General features: G+C 69.6%; 17 protein-coding genes and 1 pseudogene. 9 read left to right on the forward strand and 9 right to left on the reverse strand.

Going from position 1 to position 13,667, the window contains the following annotated elements; translation table 11 throughout:
• The coding region (locus FHS22_RS17345) for an HAD family hydrolase (protein WP_260408028.1) at positions 1–689 on the forward strand (689 nt) is incomplete at its 5' end.
• Positions 690–845: 156 nt separating this feature from the next.
• Here the strand turns inward: FHS22_RS17345 and FHS22_RS17350 are convergent.
• Together FHS22_RS17350 and FHS22_RS17355 are read right to left on the reverse strand one after the other, a co-directional pair.
• Positions 846–1,328: a hypothetical protein gene (locus tag FHS22_RS17350; protein WP_184942923.1), complete on the reverse strand. Its 483-nt coding sequence runs from the start codon at positions 1,326–1,328 to the stop codon at positions 846–848.
• 319 nt (positions 1,329–1,647) lie between these two features.
• Positions 1,648–2,325: an SMI1/KNR4 family protein gene (locus FHS22_RS17355; protein ID WP_184942925.1), complete on the reverse strand. Its 678-nt coding sequence runs from the start codon at positions 2,323–2,325 to the stop codon at positions 1,648–1,650.
• Between the two features lie 97 nt (positions 2,326–2,422).
• Here FHS22_RS17355 and FHS22_RS17360 point away from each other — a divergent pair, with 97 nt between their 5' ends.
• Positions 2,423–2,809, forward strand: coding sequence for a hypothetical protein (locus FHS22_RS17360; RefSeq protein WP_184942927.1), 387 nt, complete (start codon positions 2,423–2,425; stop codon positions 2,807–2,809).
• Positions 2,810–2,993: 184 nt separating this feature from the next.
• Here FHS22_RS17360 and FHS22_RS39275 read toward each other — a convergent pair whose 3' ends face one another.
• Positions 2,994–4,016: an HNH endonuclease domain-containing protein gene (locus tag FHS22_RS39275; protein WP_184942929.1), complete on the reverse strand. Its 1,023-nt coding sequence runs from the start codon at positions 4,014–4,016 to the stop codon at positions 2,994–2,996.
• A gap of 30 nt (positions 4,017–4,046) precedes the next feature.
• Here FHS22_RS39275 and FHS22_RS17370 point away from each other — a divergent pair, with 30 nt between their 5' ends.
• The gene (locus tag FHS22_RS17370; protein ID WP_184942931.1) at positions 4,047–4,385 is read left to right on the forward strand and encodes a nucleoside triphosphate pyrophosphohydrolase; all 339 of its coding nucleotides are present in this window, start codon (positions 4,047–4,049) and stop codon (positions 4,383–4,385) included.
• A gap of 54 nt (positions 4,386–4,439) precedes the next feature.
• Here the strand turns inward: FHS22_RS17370 and FHS22_RS17375 are convergent, their stop codons facing one another.
• Together FHS22_RS17375 and FHS22_RS17380 are read right to left on the reverse strand one after the other, a co-directional pair.
• A complete protein-coding gene (locus FHS22_RS17375) occupies positions 4,440–4,859 on the reverse strand; it encodes a hypothetical protein (RefSeq protein ID WP_221473756.1) in 420 nt (139 codons plus the stop codon).
• A 119-nt stretch (positions 4,860–4,978) separates the two neighbouring features.
• Positions 4,979–5,509 (reverse strand): hypothetical protein, encoded by a 531-nt coding sequence (locus tag FHS22_RS17380; protein ID WP_221473757.1) that lies wholly within the window; start codon positions 5,507–5,509, stop codon positions 4,979–4,981.
• A 98-nt stretch (positions 5,510–5,607) separates the two neighbouring features.
• Between FHS22_RS17380 and FHS22_RS17385 the strand changes: the two genes are divergently transcribed.
• Together FHS22_RS17385 and FHS22_RS17390 are read left to right on the forward strand one after the other, a co-directional pair.
• Entirely contained in the window at positions 5,608–6,021 is a 414-nt protein-coding gene (locus tag FHS22_RS17385) for a hypothetical protein (RefSeq protein ID WP_338047788.1), read from the forward strand.
• 308 nt (positions 6,022–6,329) lie between these two features.
• Positions 6,330–6,710: a hypothetical protein gene (locus FHS22_RS17390; protein WP_184942934.1), complete on the forward strand. Its 381-nt coding sequence runs from the start codon at positions 6,330–6,332 to the stop codon at positions 6,708–6,710.
• A 202-nt stretch (positions 6,711–6,912) separates the two neighbouring features.
• On the opposite strand, the gene FHS22_RS17395 is transcribed toward FHS22_RS17390, so the two are convergent.
• Both FHS22_RS17395 and FHS22_RS39625 read right to left on the reverse strand, forming a co-directional pair.
• Complete coding sequence (locus tag FHS22_RS17395) at positions 6,913–7,620, reverse strand: hypothetical protein (protein ID WP_184942936.1); 708 nt, start codon at positions 7,618–7,620, stop codon at positions 6,913–6,915.
• A gap of 229 nt (positions 7,621–7,849) precedes the next feature.
• Positions 7,850–8,164, reverse strand: a pseudogene (locus FHS22_RS39625) (cyclic-phosphate processing receiver domain-containing protein); the annotation flags it as partial.
• Positions 8,165–8,289: 125 nt separating this feature from the next.
• Here FHS22_RS39625 and FHS22_RS17400 point away from each other — a divergent pair.
• The 4 genes from FHS22_RS17400 (at position 8,290) to FHS22_RS17415 (ending at position 11,653) form a co-directional block, all read left to right on the forward strand.
• Entirely contained in the window at positions 8,290–9,099 is an 810-nt protein-coding gene (locus tag FHS22_RS17400; protein WP_221473758.1) for a hypothetical protein, read from the forward strand.
• A gap of 97 nt (positions 9,100–9,196) precedes the next feature.
• Positions 9,197–9,700, forward strand: coding sequence for a hypothetical protein (locus FHS22_RS17405; RefSeq protein ID WP_184942937.1), 504 nt, complete (start codon positions 9,197–9,199; stop codon positions 9,698–9,700).
• A gap of 139 nt (positions 9,701–9,839) precedes the next feature.
• On the forward strand, positions 9,840–10,685 hold the full coding sequence (locus FHS22_RS17410) for a hypothetical protein (protein ID WP_184942939.1): 846 nt from the start codon (positions 9,840–9,842) through the stop codon (positions 10,683–10,685).
• A 95-nt stretch (positions 10,686–10,780) separates the two neighbouring features.
• Entirely contained in the window at positions 10,781–11,653 is an 873-nt protein-coding gene (locus FHS22_RS17415; protein ID WP_338047789.1) for an AraC family transcriptional regulator, read from the forward strand.
• A gap of 50 nt (positions 11,654–11,703) precedes the next feature.
• Here the strand turns inward: FHS22_RS17415 and FHS22_RS17420 are convergent, their stop codons facing one another.
• Positions 11,704–12,594, reverse strand: coding sequence for an NAD(P)-dependent oxidoreductase (locus FHS22_RS17420; RefSeq protein WP_184942940.1), 891 nt, complete (start codon positions 12,592–12,594; stop codon positions 11,704–11,706).
• Positions 12,595–12,692: 98 nt separating this feature from the next.
• Entirely contained in the window at positions 12,693–13,577 is an 885-nt protein-coding gene (locus FHS22_RS17425) for a hypothetical protein (protein ID WP_184942942.1), read from the reverse strand.
• Positions 13,578–13,667: the final 90 nt, after the last annotated feature.

Here is a 13,667-nt window from a genome sequence, read left to right on the forward strand (position 1 = left end):
GAGCGCCGACAGGCCCTCAAGAACGTCCATCAAGACGGCTATGCTGCCGCGTAGTCGCAAGCCCTGATGTGTCTACCGAACCGGGGCAACTCCAGAAGTTCGTCTTCTTCGACTTGGACAACACGCTCGTGAATCTGGACGAGGCGTTCCAGGCATGGACCGCGGAGTTCGTTGAGGAGCACGGTCTTGGGCATGAGGCGGTTGAGTGGCTGCTCGATCTCGACCGGGTGGGCTACCCGCACCGTGAGGTCTTCTTCGGCAAGGTTCGTGAGCACTTCGCCCTATCGGAGTCGGTTGGGGAGCTGTGGAGCGGCTATCGGCAGCTCATGCCGTACCTGGTGCGCTGTCGGCCTGAGGTGATGAACGGGACGGCGGACAACCAGCTTGGCAAGATTCAGCGAACGGGACTGGCCGAGGCCGTCGACGCCTACACGCTCTCGGGACTCGAAGGCATTCGCAAGCCGGATGTCGGCCTGTTCGAGATCGCCGCCCGGCGATGTGGCACGACGCTGGGCGCCGAGGGGTGGATGGTCGGTGACCACCCCGTCGCTGACATCAGTGGAGGACGGGCCGCCGGCCTTCGTACGGTCTGGATCGACCGGGGGACTTGGCCGGGAGAGGAGCACCAAGCTGACCACGTCGTCACGGACGTGCTCCAGGCGATGGAAATCCTGCACGACGAACGCTGACCGAGGGGCGCGCCGTGGCTCGCGGGGGAGTGCGGTACAGCAGCGCCGTACAGCAACACCGCCTTACGCGGTCACGCGCCACCGGCCCGCATCTACCGCCTGACCAGGACCCGGGTCGCGTGACGTGCATGCCGCCCTTCCCTTGTAAACAGAAGGTCAGGGGCTTGCAGGCCAGAACCGCAGCCGGTACGCCTCCAGTCCTTCGGGAAGGCCTTCTTCTGGGTAGTGGGCACCGGAGCCGGGGCGAACACTCGCGCAAACGAGCCAGGTGCGAGCCTGTTCGCACAGATCGATGATCTTTTCGGAGGAGTGACCGTGAACTCCGGTCAACCGCAGCTTGCCTGAGCTGGAGTAGAACTCTGCCGTCTCGCTTCTGCTCCACTGGTCGGTGTCGTCGGGTGGCAGGCCGTCCCAGCGCTCAACGGTGACGTCGACGCTGTGCCAGGACTCAGCCTGGCTGCTGATGATGGCGGCGTTCGCGCCGGCCAGGAACCAGTCGGTCATACTCGCCCGATCCGCGAGCTCGAAAAGGCCCTCGGTCCCCTCCGGCTGCCCGTTGGCTCCATCAAGGTCGATGACCATGAACTGGCCGAAATCGATCGCGACCGTGTCTGACAGGCGTTCGATCAGACGGGACATTGACATCCTTGGCGTGAGGCGGAAGAGGGAAACCGATGCTACCTCTTAATGATCATCGGATGTGGCCAGCCATGGTTTCGGATGAGTGTGGTGACAGCAGGACTGACAGCAACGTCCCCGCACCCGGGCTCACCTCGGCCACCGCCCACCATCCTCTGACCACGGTGTCCGGTGCCCGACAAGGGTGATCGCTCCGCCTGAAAAGTGGACGCTCGTATTGCCGCAGAACTTCCGGCGTCTGATCTCGGCCGTGTGGTAGGTAACTGATGGATCCGTTCGCGTCCCGCGAGGAGCGTTACCTGAGGTCGGGCCGGTGGCCTCAGCGGACGCCGCGTGACGTCTGATCTTCTGCTGCGTCCAGCCATCGCCGGTACCAACGGGCGAACCCGAGCGGCTTTCCATCGTCGGCGGAGAGCGGGCGGAACCCATCGTCGTCGGCGGTGCCGTCCGCCCACATCTGGCCCCGGGCTGGGCCACTGACCACCAGGGCCTCCCGCAGAGCACAGCCGAGATGGCACAGATACAGCAGCCCGATCGAATGCCGAGTATGGTGGACGACCGCGTCGTGCTGCTCCCAGTACGCATCCTCGGCCGCATTGAATTCCTCCGCGGAATTGAAGTCTTCCTCGTCAGGCGGTGCGGGCAGACCGTCGGCCGGGTTGAACGCCTCGGTATGGGGAAACGGCTGGTCCAGCGTGTCCAGGTCCGTGAGGTCGGCGCCGTCACCCTCCCAACGCCACCGTCCGTCCACGTGACGCAAGGGGAAGATCCCGTAGGCGGGTCCGGCTCCGCCGCGTCCGGCCTGCAGCAGGAAGGACCGGTACTCGCTGGGGAGCTCTATCCGGAGCTGTGCCTCCACCTCAGCAAGGTCATCGGCCCTCAGCGGCGGCTCAAGGGTCCAGCCGTGGCTCGCAGAGCCGAACACCGCGTCGGCACCAGGAGCGGCGGACAGTTGTGCAAGCCGTTCGCGTACATCTGACCAGTCGGAGTGCGTCACGGTCGGCACGATACAAGCGTGAGTGGCCCGCCCCTATCCATGCGCTGGTCGCGACGGCTCGGGCGGTAGGCATGGTGATGGATGGGATACTCGCTGAGTGCCGCTCTACATTCCTCGTGAGAACACTGGTTACCTCGGCGGCGCCGTGCCGACGCTAGTTCTTGTCTCGACTGACCCGGTCGAGAAGCTTCCCGTTTTTCAGCTCGATGCGGGCAGGCCGTTGCCCTGTGACGGCTGGTGTATCCTCGCTGGCCTGACCGCCTCGGTGGTCGACGGTCCTGATGATGCCGGGATCTTCGTTGATGGTATGACCTCTCCCGAGGAGGCCGAAGAGCGCTTCGCATGGCTGGAAGCCGTGGACCGAGCCGGTGGTGCGGTCGTGCTGGTCGTCGACTCGCACAGCACGGTGGACGACTGGGCGGCCCTGGCCGCCGGTGGGAAGGCCCAGGGCGGGTTCGTGCCTGCGGTGCAGCGGACCGGTTGACCTCTGAGCGGCGGCACCGGCAGCCGTCTCGGGAGGGCTGAGGCCTGGCCGATCTTACTAACAACGTTCATGGACGTCGGTGTATGCCGATGGAACTCGATCAAGCTGAAGAGGTCATTGAGCAGGCGCTTCTGACGGCGATGGACGCCCGTGGACGAGCCCGAACTGGCTACGGATCAGATGGCTAGGACGCGGTGTGCATGCTTGTGGGTGGTGTCCACACAGCTGGCAGTAGTTCTGTCGCCTGCTGGTAGGCGCGCTTGAGGGTGGCGTGCCGGACGGTCACGGTTGCGCCGGTCTGGGCCATGAGGACCTCGCGCAGCGGGTGACGCGATTCGATGAGGTCGTTGTTGCGCTGCTCCAGCCAGGTCATCCAGGTCTCGTGCGGGGCCCGGTCCCGCTTGGCGTCGTTGCAGGGCTTGCACGACAGCACCAGGTTCCAGACGGCATCGACGTCGGGGCCGGCCCAGGAGCGGGTGAGCAGCTTCCACGGCAGGACGTGCTCGACCACCGGTCCGGAGCCCGTGCTCTCCTGGGTCATGAGCCGGTCGCAGTAGGCGCAGCGGCCGTCCTGGTAGCCGTTGAGGGCGGCGACGACGCCGGTGACGCTTCTGCGGCGCTGCTTGGTCTGCAGGACCAGGTGCTGGGTGCCGGGGTCGTAGACCAGCGCGGGAGCCAGGACGGCCCCGGCGACGCCGGTCGCCCACGCGGTTTCCACCAGCCGCCAGCGGGCGGCGGTCTCGACGTCAAGAGCGGGAGCGTGCACCGACCGGGCCAGCTCAAGGAGCTCATCGCGCAGCACCAGGCCCGGGGCGACAGCGTGCCTGCGCCGGTCCTCGTAGTAGCGCACCGGTGCCGGGGCGCCGCCGAGCTGGGGGAAGGCGTCGATGACGTTGGCGAAGCCGAGCCGCACAGTCCGCGCGTACAGGGCGTCGCGGTCGAGGTCGCCGGCGTTGAAGTCGCGGCAGGCATCCAGGAACCGGCTGCGGCCGGAGATGTTCTGGCGGGGCTGGCGCTCCAGGGCCTGGCAGAGCAGCTCGGCGTAGCGCGGCGCGAGCTCCTCCAGGGTGACGTGGGTGCGGCCGGTGGCGGCGGTCTCCAGCAGGGTCGCGCCGAAGGCGAACTTGTAGGTGGCCGAGTTGGCGCCGTACAGCACGATGGCACGCCATACGCTTTCGGCGGTGACCACACCGCGTCGGTAATCCACGTGGGCAGTATCGGCCAGGAGGGTGACATTTTGAGCCAGGGTCAGCGGATCGTCTACGGCAAGCTGGTCCGGGACCGGATCCCGGAGATCATCGAGGCCGCTGGCAAGACGGCCACGGTCCGCGTCCTCGACGAGGCCGAACTGGTTCCCGCGCTGACCGCCAAGCTCGCCGAGGAGGCCGAAGAGTTGCGCCAGGCTGAGCCCGGCGATCGTCTGGGGGAGTTGGCCGACATCCACGAGGTGTTGATGGCCCTCACCGAGGTCCTCGGGTTCTCCGACGAACAGGTCCAGGAGGCGGCGCGTCGTAAGCGGGTCGAGCGGGGCGGCTTCAGCCGCCGCCTGTGGCTGGACGAGGTCACGACCGAGTGAACCATGCCGATCTCCGGCAGGGCCCGGCGGCCGGTCGCTCGCTTCGGGAACCGGTCATCTCCGCATGAACGGGACTCCGTAGGAAGGCGGATCTCTGCTCATCATGTCGGCCAGGTCGTCCTCGCTAAGATCCAGGGTGAAGGTGCTGCCCGCCCGCTGCGGATCCCAGCCGCGTTCCAGGGCCGTCCGTATGATCGCCGCCACGAGCGCTGGCCGTACGGTCGTGGTGCGCTCCCCGAGCCAGGCGTCCGGCCGGGCGAAGGGAAGCGCCACCAGGAGCACGCGGCCCGGCCTCCCGGCTGCCTCGACAGAGAAGGTCAGTGGCCCCCAGCCGTTCCCCTGGCAGTACGTGGGCTTGCGGCGGATCCGCCAGCGGTAGGCGTCGCCGTCGACCGTGATGAGCCGCGAGCCCTTCTTGGGGATCGCCGTGGGGTAGCCTCCGTCGTTGTTCCGTGAGAGCCCGGAGAGCAGCAAGGGGTGACATCGGACGCCCGTAAGCGTAATCCCGGGCCAGTGGCGTGATCGAGCCGTTTTCGCAGCTGACGGGTACTGGTAGACCACTCAGAACCGCAAGGGTGCAAGGGGCAGGTCCCTCACTGAGGCCGCCGATCCGTTGTCCGGAATGCGATCGTCCCCCGCACGGCCATGCCCGTTGCGATTCCGTAACTGAGGGCGAGGGCCAGGCTGACGGACACCTCCCCGAGGGCGATCCACATACCGCATGTGGCGGCGGTCGTCTCCAGATGGGAAAGGCTCTCCATCAGGAGACAAGCGGACAGAAGGCCGACCGGCACGGTCACGACACCGCCGATGACGGCACCCGGAGTACGGCCGGCCAGGGCGACGGCGAGCCCTCCGATGACCATGAGAACGGGTGGAAACCACATGATCTCGGCGGGGACGCCACCGAAGACGTTCAGCTCTCTCCACCATTGCAGGACCGCGGACGACGACTCCGACGGCCAGGACCGCACCCCACTGTTGAGGACCGCGCAGACGGCGAAGTGATGGGTGGCCGCCTCCCGCAGCACGACGTACAGGACCGGCGCCAGGACGCTCATCCCGAACGCGCCGAACCACCAACGCATGCCGCGTTGCCGCGATGTCGTCGACTGTCTGGGCACAGGGATGCTCCTCATCGGGAAACGGGGAGGTCACGGTAGCAGCGGCTGGTGGTCTGTGGGGTGCCAGCACCGCCCTGGACAGGTGCGATAGTCGAGTAGTGGATCTTTCCCGCCTGGAACGTCAGCGCCTGGTCGCGGTCACCGCGGCCATGTTCACCCATGGAACCGATACCCCCGAACTCCTGCACGTCTGGCTCCACCTGGAATCGGTGACCGTTCTGGTCGACGTCGCGCCTGACTGGGAGCTGCGGATCAGGCCGGACGAGCCGGGGGAGAGCTACGCGATGCCGGGTCTCGGCAGCCGCGTCGACATCGTTCCCGCTCCTGCCGATGTTCCCTTCACGTGGCGTGTCGGAGAAGGGCTTGTGCACGTGATGGAGAAGTTCGACACCACGGATCCCGCCCAGCGCGTGGAGGCGCTGTTCGTCTTCGATGGGGGAAGCGTGGTCGCGTGGAGCTTCGGGGGTGACCTGCACCTGGCCGGCGGTGAGTCGTCGGGATCGCTGGAGTGACCGCTCACAGTTGAGATCGCGTGCCCTCGCTGGAGGGACAGCGCAGGGCACATCCAGGGCACATGACCGGGAGAAACCCCGAGGATCAGCGGAAGACGCCGAGAGATGAAAACGCGCCCTGACCAGGCCTGCCGTACCTAGGACCTGGTCAGGGCGGTGGCGTTCGCGCTACATCAACAAGCGCGGGAAGTCCGTAGGGTGCATGTCCGGTAGGCCGACGGCGGAACCCAGCTCGGCGGAAATCGGCTCGATCTCGCCGACGACGGACGGGTAGCTTCTTGATCAGAGCAACCTGAGCCCATGGAGGGATGTTGAGGCGTAGGAGTCCGCAGGAGAAGAAGCGCCTGAGTTATGCCAAGGACCGCCGCAACGCCTACGGAGAGAACGACAAGAGCTCCCGTAAGAACATCCGGCGCAACAAACGCGCTCCTCATCGGGCGAACAGGCACCGGGTGCGCCAGGTCCTCGAAGCGGCCGTCGGCGCCGTCGATGAGGGCGCCGAGGAGGAGGTCGAGCGGCGGCTGCTGGCGAAGCGGCCGAAGTCCTGGGAGAAGTCCCCGGACGCGCCTCTGGGAGAGATCGTTCAGTACACCCTGCGGCGGCGGATGACGCTGGGGACCGGTGATTCGGGGCGGGACGCCGCTCGTCTGGAGCACGTCCGTCGGCGGACTCGGCAGTCGGCCGACTGAGCATGCCTCGTTCGGGCACGGCGGCTCGTCTCCCAAGAGGCTCGGCTGAGGGCACATCGGGGGCACATCGCGTCCGCAGACCGTGGCAGGCAACGGCAAATGACGAAGACGTTCCCGCAGCTCAATAGCCTGATCGCGGATTCCGCCGCAGGTCGCGGGTTGGCGGAATTAGAACCCGGCCTACAGGCCGACTCGTCCGCCTTTACGCGCCGGTGGAGGTCTTTCGGTCCCGGAAGGCGCCTGCGGCGATGAGCGCCGCCGCGAGGAGCAGATGCCATCGGATCATCATGGTCGCGTCCGCGAAGTGCTGCCCACCGCCGATGATGAGAACCCAGACGAACCCCTCGAAGGCGGCCAGGGTGAGAAGTACGGCGGTTCCCAACGTGATGCGGCGGCGGGACCTGGCTGCCATGGCGGTGCCCGCCGCCGCGGTCAGCGCGAGAAGCACGATCAGCAGGCCGTCGGCGTCGGCTTTGCAGGACCATGCTCCCGGCTGCCTCCACAGCAGTTCCGCAGGCGTGGAGGCGAACCATCCGAAGGATGTGAATTCACCGCCGGGGAGGGAGAGCCTGCCGATCGTCCAGGACGCCGCGACGGTGGCCGCTGCCCAGAGCAGGGCTCCCTTCCGCACCGGGGGCAGAGGCGATCGGGCTGAGAGGAGCAGGGCGGCGACGGCCGCCGCGTAGCAGGCGATCGACAGCCACGGCCCTTCCCCGCTGAGGGGCCGGCCGGTGACGGGATCGGTGCCGGGCGGGAGGATGACCACCAGCGTCCGATACGTGAGGACGACGCAGACGGCGGTGATTCCCAGGGACGTGGTCCGGCGTGGGGCCCGCAGCAGGAGCGCGGCCAGGGCCACCGGCAGCAGGACTTCGGCCCAGGACAGCACCTCCCATCCCGGTCCTCGCATGGGGAAGAAGGGGCCGGCGTCCACTTTCCCCCAGCAGATCGCCGTGTTCATGTCCGCTGGGCCGGTCTTGAATGCTCTCGAGATGACGGGACCGGATGCCGCCAGGACCGCCCCGACACGGAGCGCTCCTGCGGGGATGCGTGTCTCGGCGTGTGCTGCCTGAGCCATGGTGCCCTCTCCGTTTCCGCCGCTCGCCGGTAGATCGACTCGGGCGACAGTAGCGGACGGCCTCTTCCAGCAGGGCCACGACGGGCATGATGCTGTCGTCCCCGCCCAGATCGTGGTCGAGCCAGAGTTCGTCGATTTCGCGGTTGCGGTGGGTCTCAAGCAGCAGGACGCCGTCGCGGCTGGTGCGGGCGATCCGGGTGGCCCTGGGCAGGGAGCGCAGGTCGTCGATACCGAGGATGACCGGACTCGGCGCTGCTGAGCTCTGGTTCACCTGGCCATCATGGCAGCCGTGGCCTCGTCGAGGTGCCGGGCGGAGACGGTCCGGCCGGGGGTCTGCGCGGCCCTGCCGGATTCGACGGCGGCGGCCGTACGGCACCGCCGACCTCGGGACGGGGAAGGGGGAGAGCGATCGGTCCGCCGGAAAAGCGGAAGATCATCCTGTTGTGCGGGCCGGTTGTTCCGGTCGATCAGAGGAGAGCCGGATCGCGCTACCGTGCGTCCATGCAGGATGACGCCACCCCGCCCCCGACCGCGGGCCGGCCGACCGACGCCGTCAGCGAAGGCGTACGTGTCGCCGCCAAGGAGATCTGCCGGTGCTTCGACCAGCACAGGGTCCGCCGGCGCCCGCGCGCGGTGCGCTTCCACGCTCAGCGTCAGGACACCGCGTCCGCCGCCTGGCGCCACCTGCTCGATCTCGTGGAGGAGGCGGCGGCCGACGGCCGGGAGGAGTTCCGGCCCCTGGCCGAGCTCAGCCCGGGCGAACGACGCCAGATCATCACCCTGCCGCCGACCATCGCCAAGCTCACCGAGGTCAAGCACCTGATGCTCTACGGCAGCAACCTGGTGCGGATCCCGCCCGAGATCGGCGCGATGACCGGCCTGCGGCAGTTCACCCCCTACACTTCGCACCGCCTGCACTGGTTCCCCTACGAGCTGACCCGGTGCCCGGAGCTGAAGGGCAGCACGGTCAGTACCCGCTCGCTGTACGGAAACGTCAAGATCCGGCCGCCGTTCCCTCCGCTCCAACCGGGCAGGGCGTCGACCCGCGACCTCGACATCGGCGACCTCGACCCCGTGGTATGGGGCACCGACGCGATCCGGGCGTGCAGCGTCTGCGACCGGCCGATCGCAGAAACCGGGCTCCACCAGGTCTGGATCTCCTCACGGGTCGGCACCGACGTGCTGCCGCTCCTGGTCAACGCCTGCTCACCGGCCTGCGTCGACGCCCTTCCGGCTCCCGCGGAGGGCTACGTGCCGACACCGCACACCGGCGGACCCGGCATCACCCAGCCGCGCGCCGACTACGCGTAAGCGAGATCCGAGATGACCCGGATCCCTGCGGGCAGGGGCGGCCGGAGACGCCGGGCACCGGTGAGAGGCCGGACCGCAGGTCGGACGCCACTCTGCGATGCCGGTCCGGGTCCCGGCCGCCGTCGTCTTCTCTCCGGAGGGTGTCTGCATCCGCGGCTTCGACCACGAGGCGGTGATGAGCCCGTACGGTGATGACGGGCCGTGGCCGGGGGTCCTCGACTCCGTCCCCGAGGTCTTCCGCCACTGCGTGACCGAGCCCGCGTTCTGCGATGAGGGCGGCATGCCGGTCGTGACCGCCTGCCTGTGGCGCGCGACCGGCGACGACCGCCGGCGGGTCGGTGAGATCGACTACCCGGACGGCGTCAGCGACCCCGACGGCGCGGCGCACCTGTTCGCGCTGCTGGTCGAACCGTCTGCGGAGGCGTTCCGGCGGTTCGCCGAGGACTACTACGAGATCTCCGTGGATCTTGATGCGGTGCGGCACGTGTACGCGCTCCACCCGCTGACGCAGCCGGTGGTCACCGCGCTGAACGCCGACGTCACGATGAAGGACCTCGCCGACGACCTCGCGGCGGCCCGGTATCCGTCCGCCGCCGGTTGAGACGACGGTCGGCCCGCAGGGTGGTGATCGTGCAGCGGCTCGCGCTCTTCGGCCTGGACGGCACGCCCGTGAATCTGGACGAGGTGTTCCGGAGCGGATCGGTGCGGGGAGACGCCTTCCGTAGAGGATCCTGGGGCGTATGAACGACGACGTCCACTCGGGTGACCACTGGCGGACCCTGTACGGGGACATCCTCGGTGGGGAGGGGAACGCCGGGTCGGCCGACGAGCTGCGGCGGTGGCTGGAGGAGCATCCGGCCCACGTGGCGGAGGTGCGGGAGGCGGGCCGTCCCGGAGGCCACCGGATCCCTCTGGGGAAGCCCCCCGAGCGGGGCTACGGTCCGCTGGTGCGGTTGTACGCGATGAGCCGCATCCTCGACCTGCTCATCCTGAACTACCAGGAGAGGCCTCCGGGGGATCCGGAGGCGGACCCGGACGAGGCCTACCCGCCGGTCGGCGCCTACCCCGCCTTCTGCGAGGCACTGGGTGCGGACCGGATCGACCGGCGGGCATTCCACCCGTTCTTCCACGAGATCGCCGAGGTACGGCAGGCGGACGACCCCGACGAGCCGCCCGCCGTCGTCGGGGAGCGCTGGCCCGGATACATGATGGGCTCGATGCTGCTGATGCGGGCCGGAGTGGTCGTCACCTCCGGGGCGCGGCATCTGGTCGCGGGGGTCGCCGACCGCTCCACCCTGTACTGGACCTACTGGCGCCGGTCGCGGCCCACCGACGACCTCTCGCACGGCTGGGGGCACAACTCCCAGTGGGCGACCGACTTCCGCCGCGACTACCTGGCCGACGGCCTGCTGCACTACAACGTGGACGCGGCCCTGGATCCGGGCGGCCACGGGGGAGGAGACGACGAGCTCGACCCGGCGTCGGTGATCGAGCTCGTCCGGTACCGCTGCAGCACCGTCGTCGACCACGGTGCCGACCAGCACCCCTACGATGATCACCATGTCGAGCCGGCCCCCGCGGAGTGATCCGGCCCGGCCGGAGGGCGGACCCTGCCGCCTCCCGGCTGAGGAGGCCGTCCGAGGGACCGGCCGCCGGGGAGGCCGGAGGTTACCCTGGACGGGTGGGACGTTGGCGCGGCGACGGCGGCGACGCGGGCGGCCTCGACGGGCTGCGGCGCCACCTGACCGGGGGGACGGGCGGGCACCGGCTGCGGTTCGGCTCCGGCGCCGCGGGGATCGAGCGGCTTGAGGCGTCGCTGGTCGGCGAGGGGTTCGCGCCGCACCGGCACGACACCTACGCGATCGGGGTGACTCTGGCGGGTGTGCAGACGTTCCGCTACCGGGGCGAGCTGCGGCACTGCACGCCCGGCGACTGGCACGTCCTGCATCCCGACGAGGTGCACGACGGCATGCCCGGCACGGACGAGGGCTTCGGCTACCGGATCCTCTACGTCGACCCGTTCCTCGTGCAGCAGGCGCTGGGCGGACGGACGCTGCCGTTCGTCGCCGATCCGGTCGTGAGGCGGCGCGACGCGCGTTCGCCGCTGTCGGAGTGCCTGCGGGACATCGACGAGCCGTTCGACGACCTCGGCTGCCTCGACGTGGTGCTGCTGGTCACGGAGATGCTGCAGAAGCACTCCGCCGCCCGTCCGGGAAGGCGGTCCCCGCTGGCGCTGGAGGCGCTGTCACGCGTGCGCGAACTGATCGCCGACGACCCGGTGTCCCGGCACTCCGTGGAGGAGTTCGAGCGGCTCTCGGGACTGGACCGGTGGACGCTCGCCCGCCAGTTCCGCGCCGCGTACGGCACCAGCCCGACCCGTTTCCGCACGATGCGGCAGCTCGACCGGGTGCGCCGGCTGCTGCGCGGCGGCATGCCGCCGCCCGGGGCCGCGCTGGAGGCGGGCTTCGCCGACCAGAGCCACATGACCAGGATGTTCAAGCGGGCCTACGGCCTCACCCCGGCGGCGTGGGCCGCGGCGCTCGCCGGACCGTGAGTCCTGGGGACTCGCGAGGGCCGCGGCGGCCACCGCCGGGCGGACGGCCGTCACCGCGGTTCTTCCGCCGCCCGGGAGGTCCTGGCCTCGATGGCGTGGATGACGGCCGCCATGTCGGACTCGCCGTGCCCCAGCGCCAGCGTCTCGCCGAACAGGGCGAGGCAGACCTCCAGCAGGGGCGAGGCCGTCCCCGATCCGCGGGCGGCCTCCGCGATCAGCCGGTTGTTCTTCAGCACGTCGGCGATCGCCGCCTGGGGGCTGAAGTCACGCCCGGCCAGCTTGGCGGCCTTCGTGCGGGAGACCGCGCTGGCCATCGGCCCGGAGCCGAGCACGTGCAGGAACACCTCCGGATCGAGGCCGTGCCGGTCGGCGAAGTGCACGGCTTCGGCGAGACCGCTCACCATCGTGATCAGGAACAGGTTGACCGCGAGCTTCATCAGTGACGCCGACGGGACGGGGCCGCACGTCACCGTCTCGTGGCACATCGGCCGGAGCAGCGGCCGGACCTCCTCGGCGGCCCCCGGCTCCCCGGCGAGCATCGCCACCAGCCGCCCGGCCTCGGCGGGGCCGCGCGACCCCGAGACCGGGGCCTCGACGTAGTCCCCTCCGGCGGCGCGGACGTCGGCTTCCAGCGCCGCCGAGTAGCCGGGCGCGGTGGTCCCCATGTGGACGACGACGTGCCCGGCGGCCTTCTCCCCGAACCGGGGTGTCCCGCGCTCCAGCACGGCGTCGATCGCGGCCTCGTCCGCCAGCATCAGGATCACCACGCGGGCCCGCTCGAACACCTCGGCGGGGCTCGCCGCCACCCTCGCGCCGGCCGCGCGCAGGGCGTCGCACCGGCTCGGGGAGCGGTTCCAGACGACGAGGGGCGTACCCGCGCGGACCAGGTTGAGCGCCATGGGCCGGCCCATGAGCCCGAGACCGAGGAAACCGACGTCCATCCATCCACCTCCGCCGCGCCCCTCGGTGGGATGCCGGCAGGACGGTTGTAGCGGCAGGCGGCGGCGCCCGTCTTGAACGATTGTGCGGGCGGGGCCCGTCAGGTGTTCCCGGCGTCCTCCGGAATGGGCGTGTTCTGCGCGCGGATGTACTCCAGCAGGTCCGCTTCGTCGATGACCTCGCCGGCGGGCGGGGCGGTGATGACGAGGGAGCGCCCCCAGCCGGTGTATCGCGTGTCGCTCCGCTTGACCAGCGCGTCCTTCCCCGCTTCCACGGTGTCGGCGGTGACCAGCCGGGTGGGCAGGCCGTCACGGCCGGTCCAGAGCCGCCAGGAGACCTTTCCCCTGCTCTTGCCGTCGATGGGCCGGCCCGAGGCCCAGCCGATGACAGCGTGCTTGGAGACCCTGCTCAGCTCCCGGTGGCTCATGGCGCCCCGGTAGAGGAACCCCCCGGAGACGGGACCGCCCGTCGAGCGCTTCAGCACGGCCCTCATCACGGACGGGTCGTACACGTCGATCGGCTGCAGGCTGGCGTCCCGGGCCATGTCCTGGGCCATGCCTCCCCGGTGGCCGTTCGGGTACCGGATCCACTCCTTGCCGTCCGGAACCGGTCCGGGATGCCGGTCGGCGGCGTTGTACACGGCTCTGCCGACGCGGATCACGCGGTGGGGGAGCGGCTTGCCGGAGGACGGGAGTCCCCCGGCCTCCGGGCGGGGGAGGTCGCGCCAGGTGAAGTCCGCGGCGACCGGGCCGGACGGGGAGAGCCGGAGGCCGCCGCTGATCCGGGTCCCGCTCCCGGAGACGGTCGACTTCCCGCCGAAGAAGTAGCGGTTGGTCTCGGAGATCCGGACGCCCCGCTCGTTGCGGAGCTGCCGCTTGAGCGCGTCCGCCGGGTCGGGAGCACCGGCCTGCGCGGCGGCGGGACTCGCGGCGGCCGGCACGACCGCGATCAGTACGGCGGCTGCCAGAGCGGTCCATCGCCTCATGGGGTGTTCGTCCTCGTCCTGGTTTCGGGGGCTCTCTTGAGACGGTAGCGGACGAGGCGCCGCCGGGTCCGCCGGATTCCCGTACGGCGA

It is taken from the genome of Thiemannella venezuelensis, from assembly GCF_014203605.1.
Classification (GTDB): domain Bacteria; phylum Actinomycetota; class Actinomycetes; order Streptosporangiales; family Streptosporangiaceae; genus Planomonospora_A; species Planomonospora_A venezuelensis.